Origin of the sequence: Moraxella canis, assembly GCF_034424565.1 — a bacterium.
Taxonomy (GTDB): Bacteria; Pseudomonadota; Gammaproteobacteria; order Pseudomonadales; family Moraxellaceae; genus Moraxella; species Moraxella canis.
On sequence record NZ_CP139961.1, the window covers coordinates 765,345 to 787,309 of the forward strand.

A 21,965-nucleotide genomic window follows, 5' to 3' on the forward strand; every position below is an offset into this window, starting at 1 on the left:
GACTTGTGACCATGATTTATTTTATTTATTTTAACATAATAAAAAATAATACGAACTATTTGTCATCTCAATGTCTGTGCAACAGCCGATTCAGAGAAAATAAAAAACCGCTTGATTATCAAGCAGTTTTTAATAATAAAATCTTATAAAGGTTATTTTAAGCCTTTTTCCATGTCCTCAAACTTTTGGACAATATAAGGCGGTGGCGGCGCTGTCATCAAGCTGACCGCAATCGTGGTAATAAAACTGAGCGCAAATCCCGGCAAAATGGAGTAAATCGCGTCATTGGCTGGCTGACCGCCAATCTCAAAACCGCCATACACCCATATAATCACCGTCAAGGCACCCACGATCATCCCTGCCAAAGCGCCATTTCGGTTCATACGCTTCCACATCAGGCTCAAGATCACCAAAGGACCAAACGCTGCACCGAAGCCCGCCCACGCATGTGATACCAAGCTTAAAACTGAGCTGTTGCTGTCGCCTGCTATCAAGATGGCGACCACGGCGACCAGCACCACCGAGATGCGACCGATAAGGACTTGGCGCGCTTCTGAAGCTTCTTTGTCCAAAAATAGCTTATAGATATCGCGTGTCAATGAGCTTGAGACCACCAGCAGCTGACTTGAGATGGTACTCATGATCGCCGCCAAAATCGCTGCCAACAAAAACCCTGAAATCAGCGGATGGAACAGTACTTGTGAGAACACCAAAAAGATGGTCTCAGGGTCTTTGAGCTCAATGCCTGTACGCGCGACATAAGCAATCCCCGCGAGACCCACCATCAAAGCACCGATCAAGCTTAGAATCATCCAGCCCATGCCAATGACCGTCGCCACAGGCACATCTTTGACCGAGCGAATCGCCATAAAACGCACGATGATGTGCGGCTGCCCGAAATAGCCAAAGCCCCACGCCATCAAAGAGATCACGCCCATGACAGTGACACCATTCATCCAGTTGAAGACCTCGGTATTGGCTTGTGCTGCGATCGTCATCGCCTCAGACACACCGCCAATCTCACTAAAGGCGACTACCGGCACAAGCAGCATCGCGATCAGCATGATGACCCCTTGAACGAAGTCGGTCAAAGACACCGCCAAAAAGCCGCCAAACAGCGTATATGCCACAACTACGCCTGCTGTCACCCACAGACCCAAGCTGTATGGTAGATTTAGTGAGCTTTCAAACAGCTTGCCGCCAGCCACCAAGCTTGCCGCCGTATAGACCGTAAAAAATAAAATGATCACAACTGCCGACATGATCCGCAAAAGGTGCGATTTATCATGAAAACGATTGGCAAAATAATCCGGTAAAGTGATCGCATTATCAGCAAGCTCGGTATAGATGCGCAAACGCGGCGCCACGATCAGATAGTTGGCGCACGCACCGATCGTCAAGCCCAGCGCAATCCAGATACTCACCACGCCCGAAGCGTACATATATCCCGGCAAACCCAGCAAAAGCCAGCCTGACATATCAGATGCCCCAGCCGATAGCGCCGCCACCGCAGGGCTTAAGTTGCGCCCGCCGAGCATATAGCCTTCGATATCATTTCTTTGTTTAAAATAAGCATAAATACCGATAGCAATCATCAAAATAAAATAGATCGCCAGCGAAATCCATACGCCTGTTTCTACAGATTGCATGGTCAAACTCCTTTTGATAACCAGCACAAAGCATGTTATCAGTCTTTAGTAAAATGTATGTGTTCAAATATCAATAAATGCATACACAATGTGTATGTACATCCACATTATAACATAAAAATAACAAATGCTTATGTTTTGGCAACCTATCGTCAATATTTTATTCATTTTATTTTAATTAAACTGCCCAACCGTCTCTTTGAAAATTCATAACACCGCTCAAATTTACTGATGAAATGGTAATTAATGCCCATCACCTGAGCAATTTGGCAGAAAATTTTATGATTTATGCTTAAAAAGCCGTTAAAAAAGCTTGGTGAATTTGGAATTTTTGGGTATAATATTGGGCTAATTTTGACTTCACTGCAAGCGCATCGATATATCGCTGAGCAGTGATGCCAAACGCCCAGTTGGGCATCTCTCGGCGAGCTGGTCGCAAGCTCGTCTAATATTTACTTATCCAAAAGGATCTTTCATGAGCCAATTTACTCTGAATGGTGTCGCGCGCGCCGAAGCGCAGCAGGGCAAAGGTGCGAGCCGCCGCCTGCGTAAAGAAAATCTAGTTCCAGCCATCATCTATGGTGGTAATGATGAGCCTGTCGCGATTTGTGTAAAAACTAACGAAATCGTTAAAGCCTTGTCTAACGAAGCCTTCTTCTCTAGCGTTATCGCCATCAACTTAGACGGTGCTGAGCACGAAGTGATCATCAAAGCGCTTCAGCGTCATCCATCAAAAGGCTTCCCGCTACATGTTGACTTTCAACGCATCGTTCGCGGTCAAACCATGAACTTCAATGTCCCTGTACATGTTGTTAATGAAGAAACTTCAGCGGGCAAAAAAGCTGGCGGTATCCTAACCACGTTAGTCAACGACATCGAAATCAACTGCTTGCCACGCAACTTGCCAGAAGCCATCGAAATCGATGTAGCGCATCTTGAGATTGGTGAGTCAATCCATCTAAGTGATGTCAAACTGCCAAGCGAAGTGACTTTGGTGATGCATGATGAAGCTGACCTAAATCGCACCATCGTAACCATGCAAGCGCCTGCTGTGGTTGAAACTGCTGACGAAACACCAGCAGAAGAAGCAAGCGAAGCAGAAGCGGCTTCAGAAGAAGCAAGCGAAGAGTAATCTGATTGCTTAAGCGTTCAAAAAACCAGTAACTTGCTTACTGGTTTTTTATTTATGAGAATATCCAAATTGATCAAAAAAGCGGGAGTCGATTGACTATGACCATCAAACTCATTGTCGGACTTGGCAATCCGGGCGCACAATATCAACACACTCGGCATAACGCAGGGTTTTGGTTTGTTGAACAGCTTGCCGATAAATTTGGCATCAGCTTGGCTTTTGATAAGAAATTTCATGGTCAAGTCGGACGAGGGCTAATCCACGGACAAGAGGTCAGATTACTACTACCCGAAACCTTTATGAATCGCTCGGGGCAGTCCGTGGTACCTTTTGCCAAGTTTTATGGCATAGATACAGGCAGCATTTTGATCGCTCATGATGAGCTGGATATCCCTGCAGGCAGCATTAAGCTTAAAACTGGCGGCGGTCATGGCGGGCACAATGGCTTAAAAGACATCGTGCCGCACATTGGCGCTCAGTTTCATCGCTTGCGCATCGGTATCGGTCGCCCTGCTCATTCATCGCAGGTGAGCGGCTATGTGCTTGGCAAGCCCCCTACCGATGAGCGCATCAGCATTGATGCTGCCATCGATTGCGCTGTGGCGTCACTTGGTGAGATTATGTCTGGTGATCTGGAGCGTGCGCGCAATCAGATCAACGGCTTTAAGCTTCCCAGCTGATCTGTACTGACTTTAGTTTTTATCAAAAGATTGTATTATGCTGTTATCTATCTTAGCGGTCATTATAGGACTGGTTATCTTAATTTATAGCGCTGACGTTTTTATTGATGGTGCGGTCGCTATCGCAACCAAATATCATATGCCAAAAATGCTCATCGGTGCGCTCATCATCGGGGTGGGCACTTCAGCGCCCGAGATTGTGGTTTCGGCATTGTCTGCCTTTGCTGGCAGCCCAGGTCTTGCTTTGGGTAATGCCTTTGGGTCAAATATCGCCAATATTTTATTGGTGCTGGGCGTCACCGCTTTGATTGCCCCCATCGTCATCCAAAAACAAGTGCTTAAAACAGACTTTGTGTGGCTGATTAGCGCCACCGTCATCACTTTGGGATTGATGATAGATGGTCATTTGAGCCGAATTGATGCACTGATTTTATTATTGGTATTGGCAGCCAATATCGCCATGCAAATCATCTATGCTAAGCGCCATGCCGCTGCTGCTTCAGAGAGCGCCATTCTTGCCAGTGATGAACACGCCTATGAACTTGCCGAAGATGAGCTGCCCGACCCAAATACCGTCAGCACCCCAAAATCTCTTGCCAAGCTGATCATTGGCTTGATTGTCTTGGTGCTCAGCTCACGGCTCATCGTCTGGGGTGCAGTTGAGCTTGCCAAGCTATGGGGCTTATCTGATTTGATCATCGGCTTGACCATTGTCGCCATTGGCACCAGTTTACCTGAGCTTGTGTCATCAGTGATCGCAGCCAGACGCGGAGAGTTCGAGATGGCTTTGGGTAATGTGCTTGGCTCAAACCTATTTAATACTCTAGGGGTCGTTGGTGTGGCGGCGATCATCATGCCAATGCAGGTTGAGCCTGCAATGCTCAGCCGTGATGCGGTGGTAATGAGCGGCGTGACTTTACTGCTATTTGCGCTTTGCGCGTTGGCACTCAAGCGAGACGGTCAAATTGGGCGCGGCGTTGGGCTTATGTTTATTAGCTGCTTTATTGGCTATAGTGCTTGGCTTGCGATGAGTGTCATGGCTTAATATATGATTGGCAAAGATGGCAGCACATCTGTTCTGATCAGCTACCTTATTGATCAAGCAAAATGGCTCACCATCCATCTCATACAAATCAGTCTGCCAATCCATGATGCTCTCTAACAAAATCCCCGAAAAACTTTGGGGATTTTGTTATAATACGAGTTACTCTTATAAACATCCCATGGATAATTATGACCACGCCAAACCCTTATGCGCATCGTACCGCCAAGCATTTTGACGGCATCCGCTATGACGAAGCTTTGATCCAAAAATACAACCGCCAAGGTCCGCGCTATACCTCCTATCCCACCGCTTTAGAATTTGCGCCGATTGAGTCAGGCGTTGAAGCCAGTATTTTGGCAAAGCGCGATCCTAGCGTGCCGCTGTCGTTATACATTCACATTCCTTTTTGTCATCATCTGTGCTACTACTGCGGCTGCAATAAAATCATCACCAAAAAAAACAGTGACGCTGGCGATTATTTGACCTATTTATTTGCTGAGATTCGCCACAAAAAATCTTTGCTGCGTGGTCAGTCTGTGGTCAAGCAGCTGCATCTTGGTGGGGGTACGCCGACCTTTTTGAGCGACGATGAGCTATCAGCGCTTTGGCAGTTTTTACAGGAAGAATTTATATTTGCTGATGACGGTGATTTTTCTATTGAGATCGATCCGCGCGAGCTGCGACCAACGACCCTAAAATTGCTAAAAGATTTGGGATTTAATCGGCTCAGCTTTGGGGTGCAGGATTTGGATCAAAAAGTGCAAATCGCCGTCAATCGTGTGCAGCCACTTGAGCTGATCCAAAGCGTCATGCAAGAAGCACGGGCGCTAGGCTTTGTGTCCACCAACATTGATTTGATTTATGGACTGCCCCATCAGACACCTAAGAGTATGGATTTGACCATCCAAGAGATCATCAAATTGTCGCCTGATCGCCTGTCGGTGTTCAATTATGCGCATTTGCCCGATCGGTTTTTAGCCCAAAAGCGGATCCGTGAAGCAGATTTGCCAAGCCCTGCTGATAAGTTAGCCATGTTTGGCAATATCATTACGGCGCTTGGTCAGGCAGGCTATCAATACATCGGCATCGATCACTTTGCCAAGCCAGACGATGCGATGGCGGTGGCGCAGCGCCAAGGTGAGCTGCACCGTAATTTTCAAGGTTATGCCATTTTGGGCGAGTGTGATTTATTGGGGTTTGGGGTGAGCGCCATCAGTCAGATTGGCGAGCATATTTTACAAAATCCCACTGCGCTCGCCGACTATCAAGACGCGATCAAGTCGGGCGCACTGCCTGCCGTCAAGCACATCCAAAGCGATGCCAAAGACGCACTACGCCGCCATGTGATCATGAATTTACTGTGCCATGATTATATGAGTTTTCAAGATTTGCACCAAAAATTTGGCATTGACCCAAAAGAGTATTTTGCTAATGAAATCATGAGCTTACAGGATATGGCAAAAGATGGCTTGGTTCAGATTGATGATGATGGCATAACCATCTTGCCCAAGGGTCGAATTTTGGGGCGCAGTATTGCGATGGTATTTGATGAATATTTGGGCAAAAAACACGCCAACCGTTTTTCTAAAGTGATTTAACCAAAATCATCAGCTCAAATAAGGCGTGGTATGTATCACGCCTTATTTTTACGGCGCTTAAGCGTTTGCCAAAGCGACTCATGGGCAATTTTTGGCACCTTTAAGGTGATGGTGTTTGATAGCATATCATGCACCGCAAGTCCACGGCGATTAAACAGACAAAATAAAAAATTAAATAAAAATCCAAGCACTGCTGCTACCAAAATGGCAAGTTTTGAGCCATGTAATAGCGCTCCGATCACCGCACATAGTGCGGGCAAAAGACAGGCGCTGATGATACGCACAAAGCTTTGGCGCCATGTTAGCAGCCCGCCTTGATCATTGACTGTTTTTAAGCGCCATGTCTGCATACCCAGCGTTTGACCTGATTTGCGCCAAAAAATCCCATAAAACCCCACCAAGGTCAGCACAAAAGCAGGTGTCATCACCGCGTTTTGATACCAAATCGGCAACGTTTTGGCTTCTTGGGAAGTGGTGCCCACATCCAAAAACAGCACCGTACCCAACACAGCAAGTGCCGCACCCACTAAAAACAGCATCGCCAAAATCAACATGCCATCATAAACGATTGCAGCCAAGCGCACCGCAGGCTTGGCGACGGTGGGCATCTGTGATGAAGAAGCAGGCGATGAATGAGAAGTGTTTGGCATGGCTGGTGTTTCAAAAAGAAAAGTTGGGCTATTGTATCATGATTTGAATTTGGATGCATAAATTGCATGCCATACTAAGATACTCAAATAGCCCACAAAAAAAATCACCGAATCATAAATTCGGTGATTTTCATAATATGGCGCACCCGGAGAGATTCGAACTCCCGACCCCTTAGTTCGTAGCCAAGTGCTCTATCCAACTGAGCTACGGGTGCGAATCAACTTAGATATTGTCGTAACATCTTTCGTTGTGGCGGCTATTATACAGTGATTATTTTGTATGTCAAGCACTTTTTTAATTTATTTTCTAAGCATTGAACTTAAAGCCGACTAAGAAAATAAATGGCGGTGAAGGAGGGATTCGAACCCTCGATACCCGTAATTAGGTATGGTTCCTTAGCAGGGAACTGGTTTCAGCCACTCACCCACTTCACCGAACTTAGGCTAGGTAAATTGCTAATTTACTTGGTCATCTGTGATGATTTCGCCTGTCGTTGTGGGCGATAATTATATCAAAATTACCAACGATTGCAAGCGGTTTTGATAAAAATATGAAAAAATTTTGCGATTTTTGCCAAAACCTGAGAAAATTCGCCCGATTTATCAAAAATTTGCTACCATACTCAATGAGTGATTGTGATACTGGGAGATAAGCCATGCAAATCCATTCAATGAGACCGACGGTACTATGTTTTTCAGGACTAGATCCTTCGGGCGGTGCCGGCATTCAAGCTGACATTGAGTCAATCGGCGCCTCAGGCGCACATGCTGCTGTGGCCTGCACTGCTTTAACCGTTCAAAGCTCACAACAGGTTTTTGGGTTTGAGGCTGTGGATAGCGCGCTGCTCGCCGCTCAAGCCAAGGCAGTCTTGGAGGATTTGCCGGTACGCGCCATCAAGTCTGGCATGATGGGCACGGTGGATAATATTCACGCATTGGCACATTTGTTTGAAAGTGGTGCGATCGCGACTGAGACCCCTTATGTGCTTGATCCAGTTTTGGTGGCAAATGCCGGAGGGGCTTTGGGAGATCCCAAGACTTTGGCAAAAGCGTTTGATAAACTTTTACCATACGCCGCTTTGATCACGCCAAATACGCACGAAATTCGCGCCCTAAGCGGATGCCAAGATCTACACGACGCCGCCAAATCGCTCAATCGCCGCGGAGCAAAGGCTGTGCTTGTCAAAACTTCGCATGATTTTCACTCAGGTGATATTGAGCAGTTTTTATATATTGATGAGCAGATCGCCCATACCAGTATTGTGCCAAGATTGGCAGGTGAGTTTCATGGCTCTGGCTGCTCGCTGGCAAGCCATATCGCTGGACGCTTGGCAATGGGTGACGATCTCATCAGCGCCATCACTGCCGCCGATGCGTGGATTCATCAGGCACTGAGTCATGCTGACAGACCGCACTCAGACCCAGAGGCACAGCTGATTCCAAATCGCTTTATTTAAGTGATCAAAAATTCAATGGATAAAAAAATCGGGACACATATTTGTCCCGATTGATCATGGCTTAGCCGCCCCAAATGTGCCTGCCAATGATGCCAATAAAATTTTCTAACAAAAGCAAACTAAATAGCGCCGCCAAAAATGATAAATCAATCATACCAAGATTTGGTACGAAGCGACGAAATGGCGCCACGATTGGCTCAGACAGCTGCATCAGCACGAACATTATACTGTTATTGATATTTAAAAAAACCATCAATAAACTACACACCGCCGATGCGATCATCGTATAACGCACCAATTGTAAAAACTTCATAATGGCGCTCAAAGAGCCGACAAAAAACAGCTCAATGCCAGTCATTGATACGCCTAAAATGGCATTATTAGCGGCGATATTAATCAGATATAGCAGCAGCATCAAAACCACCGCTGCCAAACTGATGCGCCCACCCCCCATGTTTGGGAAAATACGAGTAAAAATATCAACTACGCCAGTTAAGCGATAGGTTGCACGCGCCAAAGGCTCACTGCCATCAATCTGTGCCAGCTGAATCATAAAGCGCACAAACAAGAGCATCAAAGCAAAGTTGATGAGCATGTTTGTCAAAACAAAAGACAATGAATTCATAAATGATATCTATAATGGATAAAAATTAGCTCTCACTGAGCATCTGACCCAGCTCAAAGCTGCGATCGCTACACGCCTGCATGGCGCGAGCAAAAGCACCGCCTACATCGTCTCGATATAAGCAATCAAGCGCTGCAGCGGTGGTGCCGCCTTTGGAGGTGACTTGCTCTCGCAGCGTCGCAGGGTCTTGGTCTTTTGCCAAAGCTGCTGCGCCGCACATACTTTGTACTGCCAAAGCATGTGCATCCTCTGGCGACAGTCCCATTTCCACCGCTTTGGCAATCATATTTTCAAGCACATAAAAAAAGTAAGCTGGCGCTGAGCCTGCGACCGCTGTCACAGCGTGCAGCAGTGACTCATCTTCTACCCAAGAAACCATGCCTGAAGCCTGCATGATGTTTTGAGTCATCAAGCGCGCTGCTTCGCTTGAGTTTGAGGCGTATAGCCCAGATGCTCCAAAGCCTTGGCTGGCAGGTAAATTAGGCATACAGCGCACAATGTTACGATAGCCGCCAAGCATATCTGACAAAGTATCCACAGACAGTCCTGCTGCGATGGATAGGACGATTTGCTCATTAAGATACGGTGCGATGCTACCAGCCACATCACGCATGACCTGGGGCTTGACCGCCAATACCACGACATCGGCGCCCTCGATGATTTGCTTGGCGTCATCAGGACTGACCGCACTCAATCCTTTGGCAATAAACTCATCAAGCTTGGAAGGATCGCTGTCAGAGACCCCCAAATTTAGGGTTAAATAATGCTCGTGTTTTGCTTTTAAAAGCCCATCGATGATGGCTCTTGCCATATTACCACCGCCAATGAAGCTGATGGTTTTTTCATTGAGCGCACTAAAATCCGTCATCTGTTTTCTCCGCCGTCTTTGACTGATATTCTTAGCATACAAGCATGGATATCTGATGGATTAATGGGAATCAAACGCATTGTACACCATTCGCCCTATTGGTGCAAAATTATCCAAACGCTGACTGCTACTCAAGTCCCATGCCATCATCGGCGCTATCAAATATTGGCGATCATCCACCGTGACTCGCCACAGATGCGCTCTTAGCCAAGGTGGGAGCCTGAGTTTTTGAGCCAGTTTTTTGCCTTTATAGTGGTGCTTTCCGATTATGAGCGACTCATTTTTGGTGATTTTTTGAATGTGGCTAATATCTGCCATCAGCCTGAGCTGACATCTGCCATCATCCGCCAGCACCCACCCATGGTCATCCGCCAGCGCCTCTGTCATGTGTGTGTCAAATAGCTGCCACACATCAGCGCGGTAACGATATAGGCAGTCATCATAGCGACACAGAACATAAGCCGAACGCGCAGCTTGCCACAGTAGCTGACTGCTATGATCATTATCCTGTCGGTAAATCATCTCAATAACCTGACGACTCAGCTGATGACTTGGCGGCAGCGGTTCATCACCTTGAAGCCAGCGGTGTAGCGCCAGTGTTTGCTCAGGCTCTGATAAATTGAAAAAATCCTGAATGGCAAGCACTCGCTGATAAGGTGTTTGGTTGGCAGGATGCGCCAAAGATGCCAGCAAAATCTCCATCTGCTGATCCACCATGGCAGATGCCGTCGACAGCAGATCAGCCGACCGACCGATATTCTCAATCGCCTTAGGATTGAGTGCCAAAAGATGTGGCAAGATATCTTGACGAATACGCCCTCGGGCATAGACAGGATCAGTGTTGGTCACATCATCCACATAAGGCAGCGCATGAGCTTTGGCAAATTGACTGATCTTATCTCTAGATATCGTAAGCCATGGTCGCCACAGTGTGATGGTTTTGGTCGTCTCGTCTGTGCACACAGTTTTGGCTTGCCAAGCTTTCATGCCCGATAGCCCTTGGAGTCCTGCGCCCGAAACCAGCCGCATCAGCACAGTTTCGGCTTGATCATGTGCATGGTGTGCAAACATCAGCACATCGCCTTGGTTCATGACCTTGCCAAAGGCATGATAGCGTGCTTCGCGAGCGTGTGTTTCGCTATTTTTTGGTAAATTGACTTTCAAAACTTGACACTCAAACCCATGCTCGTCCGACCATCTTTCTACCAGCTGCGCCCAAGTATCATTTGCCGCCTGCCACCCATGATGCACATGGAGCAATGTAGGCAAAGTTTTTATCATACCTTGCCGATACAACATCAAGCAGGCATAAGCCAAAGCCAGTGAGTCCCTGCCGCCGCTGCAAGCCAGATATAACTTAGCATGAGCGGGCAATGCCAACTCTTCAAAAGCTGTCGATAAGGGTGTCAAAAGATCGTCAGTCATAAACTTTACCAACTCCAATAAAAAACAAGGAGCAGCTTTTACCCCTTGTTCTTGATATGTTGATTATAACAACTTTATTATAGTCGCTGTCAATTTATCTGTCATTGCCGTAAAACCACCGACTCTAGGCGGTGGATATAAGGCAACTCCGTAGCTATGCTTACGCACAGATGGTATTTAGTGAGGTGTATTTTGCTGTTCAATGTACTGGCGGATAATCTCAATTGGAGCACCACCACAACTACCTGCAAAATAGCTAGGCGACCACAACGCATCATCCCATAACTGCCCTTTGATGGACGGGTATTCTTTCTTACGCAATAGCCGACTAGACACGCCTTTCAAGCTATTCACCAAACTAGAAATAGCCACTTTAGGCGGATAAACCACCAATAAATGCACATGGTCGTTTTCACCATCAAACTCGACTAATTGTGCCTCAAACTTTGAACAAACTTCCTCAAAGATAACCTGCATATCGTCTAAAATCTCTTTAGTGAATACTTTTCTGCGGTATTTAGCCACAAAGACCAAATGCACATGAAGATTGTAAACAACGTGCCTACCACGTCTTAAATCATTTGACATATCATTAGACTAAACTTTAAAATATAAAAATCCAATGATACCCAAATCCATAAAAACACTCAACTACGCATCAAAGATAAACACATAGACCAACTAAACCACCTAAGCGGTTTAGTCAATTTCGTGTGGAATTATGTTAATGACTTGGGTTATAACTATTTACAGCGCACAGGCAAATTCTTATCTGCCTATGATTTAAACGACTACACCAAAGGCAGTGGTGAGCTACTAGGCTTACATTCTCAAACCATACAAGCCATCAATGAAACCCACGCTAAAAGTCGTAAGCAGTTTAAGAAGGCAAAACTTAACTGGCGAACCAATCGCCCAACAGCAAAACGCAAATCATTGGGCTGGATACCCTTTAAACAATCAGCCATCAAACACATCGCTACTCACCAAACAGGCAAAAAAGGCTTAAAATCAACCCTGCAACTGAGTCTGGCCAAAGGACAAAAGCTAGTCATTGACCTATGGGACAGCTACAACCTATCACTATATCAAATTAACACCTGTGAGATTGTGCAAGACAGCCGCAATCGTTGGTATGCCTGTCTCACCGTCAAGAACTATCCAAAACAAACTTGTGGCACAGGTTCGGTTGGTATTGATCTTGGTTTAAAAGACAGTGCCACTACCTCAAACGGGGATAAACTGCATATTAAGCAAACGCTTAAATACGCCAAAGACTTAGCGATTGCTCAGCGTGCAGGTAAAAACAAGCGTGTACAGGCAATCCATGCCAAAATCAAAAATACACGGCAAGACCTCATCCACAAATTCACCACCCAATTAGTCAAGGATAACGCCCTAATCGTGGTAGGCGATATTAAAACCACTCAATTTAACAGTAAAAAAGGCAAACTGGCTAAAAGCGTCTATGATGCAGGTTGGTTTGAACTCAAACGGCAACTGATCTATAAATGTAAGAATGCAGGTTGCCGTTTTGTAATCGTATCAGAGCGATACACTACCCAAACTTGTTCGTGCTGTGGCGATATGTCCAGTAGTCCGAAAGGTAGGACAGGTCTTGGAATAAGAGAATGGACTTGTGCAAAGTGTGGCACATGGCATGATAGAGATATCAATGCCGCTAAGAACATTCTTGCGGTCGGGCTTGACCGTCTTGTAGAAGGAATCCCCGCACTTTAGGGCGGGGAGGAAGTCAAAGCGATACTTTTGAATTAAACTGCATGAGCCGCTGATACCGCTTTTCAAGCAGCTCATCAATTGGCAGCGCTTGTAATTCTGCCAATTGTACTGTCAGCAGGCTTTTGAGCGCTGCCATCACAGGCTCAGACGCTTCGTGAGCACCGGCGCCCTCATCAATGACTTCGTCAATCAAGCCAAGCTGATGCAGATTCACGGCATTTAGCTTGAGCGCTTCTGAAGCATCAGGCGCCTTTTCGGCAGTTTTCCACAAGATAGACGCGCACCCTTCTGGGGAGATGACCGAATAGATGCTATTTTCAAGCATATTCACTTTATCCGCCACACCGATGGCAAGCGCGCCGCCCGAGCCGCCCTCACCGATCACCGTGGCGATGATGGGCGTTTTTAGGCTTGAAAATACCGCAATACTTTTAGCGATCGCTTCGGCTTGACCGCGCTCCTCGGCACCGACGCCAGGATAGGCACCTTGGGTATCAATAAAAGTAAACACCGGCAGACCGAAACGCTCCGCCAACTGCACCAAACGGATGATTTTGCGGTAGCCTTCAGGATTTGCCATGCCAAAATTATGTGCGATCCGCTCACGTGTACTGCGCCCACGATGCTGACCAACCACGAGCACCGGTGCACCATTGAACCGAGCCAGACCGCCCAAAATGGCACGATCATCCGCAAAAGCGCGATCTCCATGCAGCTCATCAAATTCATCAAACAGCGAATCAACATAATCCAAAAACAATGGACGCTTTGCATGACGCGCCAATTGCACGCTTTCCCAAACTTGATTCATAGAACACTCAATAAATTGTACAAATGTAAACTGATATTAAGTTTAGCACTTTTTTTGGGTCTCGTCATCTGTTTTATCTAAAATTTGAGGTTTTTGGCAGCATTTTAGCGGCATTAATGACGACAGCCGACCACTTCTAGAAGCACGCCCCATTTGGCAAATTGGCGCGCATCTTGTTCAAGCTGATCTAAGATCAAATCTTCATGTAAGCCAAAGCCGACGGTCACCTGCCAATGATCTGGCGTGATCACATGTAAATCAATCGCTGCTGCCTTGGTGGTGCGGCTTTGGCTAGATTGTACAGCCAATCTTAAAATCAAGCACAGATACACCAATTTGCGACCGCCAAGCTCCTCGACTGTCTCTAGGGCATCGGATTTTAGTTTGCGGCGATGGTGTAGCACGATTTGTGCCATCATCTCTTGCCCAATTTGAGAAAATCCTGCAATGTCTGAGTGCTCAAGCAAATAAGCACTGTGACGCTGATAGTTGCTATGACCTACCGCCAAACCGATCTCGTATAAATTGGCAGTTCGGCGCAATAAATCCGCATCTTCTTCATCAAAATCCAAAGCATCTTTCGCATGATTAAACAATCTGGCGGCGCGCGTCATAACGCGTCCTGCTTGCTTGACATCCACCGAGTATCGCTCCGCCATCGCTGCCACCGAGCGGTCACGCACATCCTCAGAGTTTAGGCGACCCAGCATATCGTACATCACCCCTTCTCTGAGCGCACCGTCTGAATAGCCAAGCTCATCAATCTGCAAAGTCTGCATGATCTCAAGCAGCTCCGCCACGCCTGCTGGGAAAACAGCTTGGCGATGGGCTTTGACACCTTCAAATTCAATCTTATCGACGCTGCCAAGCTTGATCAGATGTTTTTTGAGTTTTTGCATCCCATCAAGGGTGATGCTCTCAGTGCTAAGCCCAAGCTCAGCAAGCACCAAGCGCGCCGCCTTGATCGTGCCTGATGAGCCGATGGCATTATCCCAGCCGACTTTTTTATAGCGTTTGGCGATCGCCATCAGTTCGGCTTGCGTGTACTTTGCGGCTTGATCAAAGGCTTCTTCGGTGATTTTACCGTCAGCAAAAAACTTTTTGGTATAAGACACACAGCCCATTTGCAAAGATTCCATCTCAATCGGCTCAAACCCCTGACCGATAATAAACTCTGTCGAGCCACCACCAATGTCAATGACCAAGCGCGTGTCGGTACTGGCATTTGAATGCGACACACCCAAATAAATCAAGCGCGCTTCTTCGCGACCTGAGATGATCTCAATCGGCTTTGGCAAAATGGCATTGGCACGGCGAATAAATTCAGCCGCATTCACCGCTTTACGAAGGGCGTTAGTGGCGACGATGCGCAAACGGCTGGGATGAATCTCCGTCACATGCTGCGCAAAGCGATTCAAGCACTCCAAGCCACGCTGCATCGCTTCTTCGGACAGTATATTATCATCATCCAAGCCTGCTGCCAGCTGGACTTTTTCTGAAATGGAGGCAACTTTACGCACTTCACCATGATCCAAACGACCGATTGCCAAATGAAAACTGTTTGAGCCCAAATCGATAGAGCCTAGCATCTCATCGCGACCGATGGCGACCGCATCATGGATGGCGCTGGCGATTTGTTGATGGCGTTGGGTGTTGTCTAAGACGGCTGGTTTCATGGCAAATCCTTGGATCATATGTTTAATAAATGAGGTTATTTTACGACAGATGGTCGTTTTTATCCATCAATTTTGCCCAGCTTTTCTACCAAAATTAATGACCTCTGATCAGTTTTAGGACATCTTCAGGGATCATATCAGTCATATCACTGGGTACAGGTGCGATGTATCGGCTTGGGCGCTGATCGTCGGCATCGTCGGTTTTTTCAAGCTCAAGCTGCCAAGCATGCAAGCAAAGACGCCCCACTGCCAGCGCCGACGGGTTTTGCTGGTATTTATCATCTCCAAGCAGCGCATGCCCGATGTGCGCCATATGCACCCGAATCTGATGCGTGCGTCCAGTGGCAGGCATGGCGAGCACCAAGCTGACAGGGTGACCGCTGAGTTCAAATTTTGCCAAAGTTTTTATTTTGGTCAGACTTGGTTTGGCGCGCTCATCACCTTTTTGTTCATTGGGATGGGCGACTTTGACGCGGCGCTCACCATTTGCCAAAGTATAGCGAAGCAAAGGCTTGTCAATATTCATCTGATCAGCATTGACATAACCTGATACCAAGCACAGATACTGTTTATGGATGGTCTTGGTGCGAAACTGCGTTTGGAGCGCCTTTAGAGTGCTGCGTTTTTTGGCGATTAATAGCAGCCCTGAAGTCTCTTTATCGATCCGATGAATCAGCTCAAGATATTTTTTGCCCGTTGCCATGCGCATCGCTTCAATCACCCCAAAACTCTCGCCCGAGCCGCCATGCACCGCCATGCCGTGCGGCTTATTGAGCACCATCAAGCCATCATCTTCAAAGATGATGCGTGCAAGCAGCCCTTTGGCGAGCTGCTCGCTGATGATCGGCGCTTCGCGTACGCTCAAGCGGACGGGGGCAATGCGCACCACATCGCCTGCATACAGCTTATCATGCGCCTTGCATCTTTTGCCATTGATCCGAATTTCATCGCTACGGATCAATTTATACAGATGTGAGCGTGGCAGCCCCTTAAGTCTGGCTAACAAAAAATTATCCACCCGCTGCCCATCTTGATTATCAGTGACGGTCAAAAAATTCACCTGATCAAAATTTGTGATGGCGACATCTGCGGACTGCTTGGCAGGTTTTGTGGTAGGTTTTTTATCAGTCATGCCTTGCTTGGTGGTTGTAGGCGAAGATGTACGCTTGTGGGAGCGCGCTGTGCTGGGTCTGGCATTTTTAGCAGAGTGATGACTTGTATCACGAGCTGATGACTGTTTTTTCGGCATTTTTTGTAAATTTTTCATAGTTTTGACATTTTTTAGTAGGCGTTTGGCAAAAGTTTTGGTATAGTTTATCATGTTGCAACTTAGGACAGGATAATTTTTATCTTGATAGAAAAATTTTATCCCATCACTGCAAATTTATAAAACCTTTGATCGGCACTTATCATCAATCACGGTAAGATCGAACGCACCATTGTGTGTGTCGCCATCATCGTCATGAGATGAGATAGTACATCACATTGATAAGATTTATTTATCGATCATTTGATTCATCATGCCTGATGACATCCGATGATAGCGCCTGTTTGTTTGATAAATTTGACCTGCAACCACCAAAATATCATTCACTAAACAAAAGTTTGACTGTGTTAAATAAAACTTTTGTAATGCAACTTCGGTATTGATACCGTACAAGATTTTGCCAGTCGCCCATTGATGCGCATGGTATGATTTTGGGAACTATTGGTTCAAAAGCACAAGACAGACTCTGCTTTTGCAAGGTAATCCCCAATAAAGCCCAAAGAAACAGTGAGTTTTTAAAATCGGTGCAAGCGGTTTTAATGTTTATCCAAGATGGATAGATTTGTGACAACTTAACCCATCACGCCCAAGACAGCTTGGATGTGATTGATAAATCTTCGTAAACTTAATACCGATGTTGCTTGACTCGGGCGATTTTGCCCATTAAGGAACATCATGAAACGCATATTAATTAACGCCACGCATAACGAAGAGATTCGTGTTGCACTCTGTAAAGACAATCATCTGTACGACTTCGACCTTGAAAATCGTACTCGTGAACAAAAAAAAGCGAACATCTACAAAGGGCACATTACCCGTGTAGAGCCTTCTTTGGAAGCTGCGTTTGTTGAGTATGGCTCAGCGCGCCAAGGCTTTTTACCGCTTCGAGAAATTGCCCCTGAATACCTAAACGGCAATGCGCGCGAAGATAGCATTAAGCAGCTCATCAAAGAAGGCGATGAAGTCATCGTTCAAGTCGAAAAAGAAGAGCGCGGTAACAAAGGCGCGGCGCTCTCAACGTTTATCTCATTGGCGGGTCGATATTTGGTTTTGATGCCAAATAATGCCAAAGCAGGTGGTATCAGCCGCCAAATCTCAGGTAAAGTCCGTGAAGAGATGAAGCAAATCATCGCAGGTCTTAGCCTACCAAAAGGCATGAGCGTCATCGTTCGCACCGCAGGTTTGGGCAAAGGTGCTGTCGACCTTCAAAATGACCTTGATCATCTGTTAGACATTTGGAAATCCATCCAAGACCAAAACAAAAACCGCCCAAGCCCTTGCTTGGTGCATCAAGAAGCTGGCGTGGTCACACGTGCGGTGCGCGATTATCTGCGTGATGACATTGGCGAAGTGTGGATTGACAGCGAAAATGCTTATGATGAAGCGGCAAATTTTATCAAAGCTGTGATGCCAGCTCAAATGAGCAAACTGCGTAAATACACCGACTATGAGCCGATGTTTGCGCGTTTTGGCATTGAGCGTCAAATCGAAACTGCTTATCAGCGCGAAGTGCGCTTGCCTTCTGGTGGCTCAATCGTCATCGATCAGACCGAAGCTTTGGTATCCATTGACATCAACTCATCAAAATCTACCAAAGGCTCAGACGTCGCCGAAACCGCCTACCACACCAATTTAGAAGCTGCCGATGAAATCGCTCGCCAGCTGCGCCTAAGAGACATGGGCGGCTTGATTGTCATTGACTTTATTGACATGAATGATCCGCGCCACCAAAAAGACGTCGAAAAACGACTCATCGAAGCGACGCGCCATGACCGTGCGCGTGTTCAATTTGCCGAGATCAGCAAATTTGGGCTGATGGAGATGAGCCGCCAGCGCCTGCGTCCATCACTAGAAGAAGCCACAGGTTATATCTGCCCACGCTGTCATGGTAATGGCATGATTCGTGATTTGCGCTCTTTGTCGCTGTCCATCATGCGTCAAATTGAACAAATCGCCCTAAAAGAGCGCATGGGCGAAATCCAAGCCGAAGTGCCAACCGACATCGCTGCTTTTTTATTAAACGAAAAACGTGAAAGCTTGGTATATCTTGAGCAAGACAGCGGAGCACGCATCACCATTTTGCCGCACGCGCATCTTGAAAGCCCTAATTTTAGCCTGCACTTTAATCCAGATGGTTTTGCGCCATCAAGCTATGAGCGCATCGCGGACACCGAAGAAAAAGAAAATATTGACCGTGGCTATGAAGTCAATTGGCAAACAGAGCACGAAAAGCAAGACTCAAACCGTTGGCAGAAGTCCGAACCAAAGCCCACCCAAAAAGCCCCTGCCGCTGAGCCAAAACCAGCAGCCAAAGCCGAACCTCAAGCAGTGGCATGGCTGTCCAATCTGTTTGCACCAAAGCCACAAGCCAAAGTTGCTGGCAGCTTAGGGACGGCAGATGCTGCTTCTGCCATCGAAGCACTGGTAAACGGCGGCGCAGTAAGCCTAGGCGCAGCGGGCAGCATGGCAGATATCCCAGCACCGACAGCGGAATCAAATGCACGCCCTCAAGCAGAAGACAAGCGCCATAAAAAGCCTCGAAATGCTAAGAAGGAATCAGGCGAAGAGACCACTGCCCAAGCCCCTGAAAAAGCGGACAAAAAAACCAAAAAAGAACGCGATAAAGAGCACTATCCAAAGCGTGAAGCAGGTTCTCGCCGTGAGTCTCGCGGAGAGATCATGCGCGGTGAGACGCTTCATAAAGCCGAAGAAAAAGTAGAAAAAACACAGAAGGCTGAGAAGCCAGTTCGTACTGACAAGCCCAAATCTGAAAAAGCCGATAAGCCGCCACGTCAAAAAACAGCCAATCCTGAAGATGTGGTGCTACATGTAAGCAGCATCAAAGCCGCTGAAAATACTGCGCAAGTCATACATCTTTCGCTAGATGGCAGCAAGTTGGCAAAACCATCCAAAGACGAGTCGTCGAACACCAAAGACGACGTTAAAGACGATGTCAAAGCTGTACCTCAAGCAGATGCAGACAAAGCGATCAAAGCGCAAAAAGAGCCCATGCCGGTCAAGACCAAGCCAGCTGAAGCTGAGCCGGCTACACAGCCAGACGAGATCGGTACGCCAACTACAGTCTCATCGACCGAGGGCATTGAGCCGAAACTGGCTGAAAAAATTCAGGCGCTTGCCAAATCGATGAATAAGGCTGCCAATGACCCTCGAGTGGTACAAATCGCCCTTCGGCAGACTCAGGCTGTCAATCTCAATGGGTTGACAGCAGGGACGCTTATCTTGCGCGTCTTAGGTGAGTCTGCCACAGGCAATTTTGTGACTGATTTTATGAATGCAGTGGCAACGATGTCAGCACCTTCACAATTTGATTTTGCTAACTTTGGTTACTCACCACTGGATGCCGCTGCAAAAGATGAGTTTGGCAAATTGACCCAAGCCACCGCTCAAGCCTCGGCTCCACAGGGTAAAACTAAGACCGAGCCGCGCCCAATTACGCGCCGCGCTGCCAACGACCCTCGCGGTCAGCATCCTGAGTATGTCGAAGAGACCAGCACTGGTACTGAGCAGGCGATCGAAACTGTTTTACAGGATGCCGATCAAGCCGCCTGTAGTGTCTCGGACAGCGATATCGCCCCAGCCCAAGCAGTCGCCCAAGTGGCACAAACTGCCGAATCTCGACTAGAGGATATCGCTGATGACCGCAGTGCAGATAACCAAAGCGCCGAGGCGATCATCGACACTAAAGCGTCGGATGAGGCATCCAAACCGGCTACCGCATCTGAACCTGACTCGGATGATAGCCAGCTTAGCGAAGCGGTTGAAGCAGTTGAACATCTGATCGATGATGCCATCGATGCCACTGCGCTTGCTGCAGAACAAATCTCTGACAGCATTGGTGACACCGTCAGCGAGACGATGGCTAATATCTCAACTGTCGTCTCAGCGGCTGCAGATCTACTTCTGCCTGATATGGCTGACGACGCCGCCACAGAAGTGGAAGAAGACGCTCATGAGCAGGATGAACCTGAAAATGGCAAAGCCAAAAAAGGCAGCCAAATCAAAGAGATCACCGCTGACCAAAAAACAGAGCGCAAGACTAAAGCAAATAGCTACAAAGACATGATTGAAAATGTCGCAGGTCAGCTACAGCCTCAGGTCGGCATCTTGAATCTGATGGCAGCCAAGCCTGCCAAAGCGCCCAAGCCAACCAAAACAAGAGCGCCTAGAAAGCCAAGCAAAAAACCAACTAAGGTAGAAGTGCGCAAGCTATCTAAGCCTGTGGAACCTTCGGAGACGCCATCTGCTGAATCAGCAGATGATTCAGCCAACAACTGACGCACAGAGTATGTGCATCAAAAAGCGCCATGTGTATTCATGGCGCTTTTGTTAGTTTAGGCTGAAATGACTAAAACTTAAGAGCATCAGGATGATATTTTTTATTGAGCGCGCGTAAAATTGCCAAACTTTCAGCATCCATCTCACCGGTTAAGCGCTCAGGACGAAAATGCAGCTGAAACGCATAAATCACATTTCGGCTTGCCCGATCCCATTCATCGCTTGAATTGATATGATAGCCATAGCGCGCCAGCTCCTGTTTGATTTGGCTAATGGATATGGCATCCATTCCCACTTGATTCAGCTCCATCAAAAGCTGCTCTTTATCATCTTCATCATACCATGCGCCGATCCCATGCTCACGATATAGATACTCCCAAGGAAATTGCGCACCTGGATCAATTTTTCGAGAAGGTGCAATGTCTGAATGACCCACGATATGGGTAGGCTTGATGTCGTATTTTTTGATGAGGTGCGACAAAAGCTCAGCCACTTTTTGAATCTGAAGTGGTTTATAAGGCACATAAGCCTCAGGCGGCAGATAGTCTTTTGAGCCCAAATATTGCCGATAGACGCCTTCATTGACGATCTCGATGCCGATGGAGATGTCATTGAGCGCAGACTTACCTTGAAAGCGGCTCATCCCTGCGTGCCAAGCTTTTTTGTGATCTTCAACCAATTGGTAAATACGTGGATCCGTCCCAGACGGAATCAGATAGTGGCTGCTGACTCGACCAGTGGTCAGCACTTCCAAAGAATTTTGATCATCTTCAGCGGTATAGTGGAGCACGATGTACTCAATGCGCTCAGATTGCCCTTGTGCTTGATGAGCGGTTTCGATGGGGAATTGAGTTGTCACACACCCTGTCAATAGCATGGTGGCACTAAGCGCCGTTAACAAAGCTTTTTTTATCATCGTCATTTGATACTGATCGTAATCTAAGATGGCAAAGAATTTTAGCAAACCAATGTGAAAAATTAACAACAATTGACCCAAAGATCAATTGTTGTTAATCGGATAACGCCCCATCTGATGTAAAGCGAGT

At 47.0% G+C, this 21,965-nt stretch carries 17 protein-coding genes and 2 tRNA genes; 7 read left to right on the forward strand and 12 right to left on the reverse strand.

The window, feature by feature from the left end; all coding sequences use genetic code 11:
* Positions 1 to 152: 152 nt before the first annotated feature.
* Complete coding sequence (gene putP / locus U0021_RS03455; RefSeq protein WP_114800552.1) at positions 153 to 1,649, reverse strand: sodium/proline symporter PutP; 1,497 nt, start codon at positions 1,647 to 1,649, stop codon at positions 153 to 155.
* Positions 1,650 to 2,124: 475 nt separating this feature from the next.
* Here putP and U0021_RS03460 point away from each other — a divergent pair, with 475 nt between their 5' ends.
* From U0021_RS03460 to hemN, 4 genes are all read left to right on the forward strand, one after another.
* A complete protein-coding gene (locus U0021_RS03460; protein WP_114800553.1) occupies positions 2,125 to 2,781 on the forward strand; it encodes a 50S ribosomal protein L25/general stress protein Ctc in 657 nt (218 codons plus the stop codon).
* Positions 2,782 to 2,879: 98 nt separating this feature from the next.
* The gene (gene pth / locus U0021_RS03465; protein ID WP_114800554.1) at positions 2,880 to 3,461 is read left to right on the forward strand and encodes an aminoacyl-tRNA hydrolase; all 582 of its coding nucleotides are present in this window, start codon (positions 2,880 to 2,882) and stop codon (positions 3,459 to 3,461) included.
* Between the two features lie 37 nt (positions 3,462 to 3,498).
* Positions 3,499 to 4,506 carry a calcium/sodium antiporter gene (locus tag U0021_RS03470; protein ID WP_114800555.1) on the forward strand — a complete coding sequence of 336 codons (1,008 nt, stop codon included), beginning with the start codon at positions 3,499 to 3,501 and terminating at the stop codon, positions 4,504 to 4,506.
* Positions 4,507 to 4,694: 188 nt separating this feature from the next.
* Positions 4,695 to 6,104 (forward strand): oxygen-independent coproporphyrinogen III oxidase, encoded by a 1,410-nt coding sequence (gene hemN / locus U0021_RS03475; protein WP_114800556.1) that lies wholly within the window; start codon positions 4,695 to 4,697, stop codon positions 6,102 to 6,104.
* A gap of 35 nt (positions 6,105 to 6,139) precedes the next feature.
* On the opposite strand, the gene U0021_RS03480 is transcribed toward hemN, so the two are convergent.
* The 3 genes from U0021_RS03480 to U0021_RS03490 form a co-directional block, all read right to left on the reverse strand.
* Positions 6,140 to 6,712, reverse strand: a complete 573-nt coding sequence (locus U0021_RS03480; RefSeq protein ID WP_049236774.1) for an RDD family protein — start codon at positions 6,710 to 6,712, stop codon at positions 6,140 to 6,142.
* Positions 6,713 to 6,892: 180 nt separating this feature from the next.
* Positions 6,893 to 6,969, reverse strand: a tRNA-Arg gene (locus tag U0021_RS03485).
* Between the two features lie 128 nt (positions 6,970 to 7,097).
* A tRNA-Ser gene (locus U0021_RS03490) sits at positions 7,098 to 7,189 on the reverse strand.
* A gap of 236 nt (positions 7,190 to 7,425) precedes the next feature.
* Between U0021_RS03490 and U0021_RS03495 the strand changes: the two genes are divergently transcribed.
* A complete protein-coding gene (locus tag U0021_RS03495) occupies positions 7,426 to 8,211 on the forward strand; it encodes a hydroxymethylpyrimidine/phosphomethylpyrimidine kinase (protein WP_227538707.1) in 786 nt (261 codons plus the stop codon).
* Positions 8,212 to 8,272: 61 nt separating this feature from the next.
* Here U0021_RS03495 and U0021_RS03500 read toward each other — a convergent pair whose 3' ends face one another.
* The 4 genes from U0021_RS03500 to tnpA form a co-directional block, all read right to left on the reverse strand.
* Positions 8,273 to 8,836 carry a YggT family protein gene (locus tag U0021_RS03500; protein ID WP_114800558.1) on the reverse strand — a complete coding sequence of 188 codons (564 nt, stop codon included), beginning with the start codon at positions 8,834 to 8,836 and terminating at the stop codon, positions 8,273 to 8,275.
* Between the two features lie 25 nt (positions 8,837 to 8,861).
* Positions 8,862 to 9,704 carry a pyrroline-5-carboxylate reductase gene (gene proC / locus U0021_RS03505; RefSeq protein WP_114800559.1) on the reverse strand — a complete coding sequence of 281 codons (843 nt, stop codon included), beginning with the start codon at positions 9,702 to 9,704 and terminating at the stop codon, positions 8,862 to 8,864.
* Between the two features lie 60 nt (positions 9,705 to 9,764).
* Entirely contained in the window at positions 9,765 to 11,129 is a 1,365-nt protein-coding gene (gene tilS / locus U0021_RS03510) for a tRNA lysidine(34) synthetase TilS (protein WP_114800560.1), read from the reverse strand.
* 177 nt (positions 11,130 to 11,306) lie between these two features.
* On the reverse strand, positions 11,307 to 11,717 hold the full coding sequence (tnpA, locus tag U0021_RS03515; protein ID WP_114800561.1) for an IS200/IS605 family transposase: 411 nt from the start codon (positions 11,715 to 11,717) through the stop codon (positions 11,307 to 11,309).
* Between the two features lie 45 nt (positions 11,718 to 11,762).
* On the opposite strand from tnpA, the gene U0021_RS03520 reads away from it, so the two are divergent.
* Entirely contained in the window at positions 11,763 to 12,869 is a 1,107-nt protein-coding gene (locus U0021_RS03520) for an RNA-guided endonuclease InsQ/TnpB family protein (RefSeq protein WP_327037560.1), read from the forward strand.
* Between the two features lie 13 nt (positions 12,870 to 12,882).
* On the opposite strand, the gene U0021_RS03525 is transcribed toward U0021_RS03520, so the two are convergent.
* The 3 genes from U0021_RS03525 to U0021_RS03535 form a co-directional block, all read right to left on the reverse strand.
* Positions 12,883 to 13,680, reverse strand: coding sequence for an acetyl-CoA carboxylase carboxyltransferase subunit alpha (locus tag U0021_RS03525; RefSeq protein WP_114800563.1), 798 nt, complete (start codon positions 13,678 to 13,680; stop codon positions 12,883 to 12,885).
* A gap of 113 nt (positions 13,681 to 13,793) precedes the next feature.
* Positions 13,794 to 15,356 (reverse strand): exopolyphosphatase, encoded by a 1,563-nt coding sequence (gene ppx, locus U0021_RS03530; protein WP_114800564.1) that lies wholly within the window; start codon positions 15,354 to 15,356, stop codon positions 13,794 to 13,796.
* A gap of 94 nt (positions 15,357 to 15,450) precedes the next feature.
* Positions 15,451 to 16,677 (reverse strand): RluA family pseudouridine synthase, encoded by a 1,227-nt coding sequence (locus U0021_RS03535; RefSeq protein WP_114800565.1) that lies wholly within the window; start codon positions 16,675 to 16,677, stop codon positions 15,451 to 15,453.
* Positions 16,678 to 17,298: 621 nt separating this feature from the next.
* Here U0021_RS03535 and U0021_RS03540 point away from each other — a divergent pair.
* Positions 17,299 to 20,919, forward strand: coding sequence for an Rne/Rng family ribonuclease (locus U0021_RS03540; RefSeq protein WP_114800566.1), 3,621 nt, complete (start codon positions 17,299 to 17,301; stop codon positions 20,917 to 20,919).
* 70 nt (positions 20,920 to 20,989) lie between these two features.
* Here U0021_RS03540 and U0021_RS03545 read toward each other — a convergent pair whose 3' ends face one another.
* Positions 20,990 to 21,841: an N-acetylmuramoyl-L-alanine amidase gene (locus tag U0021_RS03545; protein WP_327037550.1), complete on the reverse strand. Its 852-nt coding sequence runs from the start codon at positions 21,839 to 21,841 to the stop codon at positions 20,990 to 20,992.
* Positions 21,842 to 21,965: the final 124 nt, after the last annotated feature.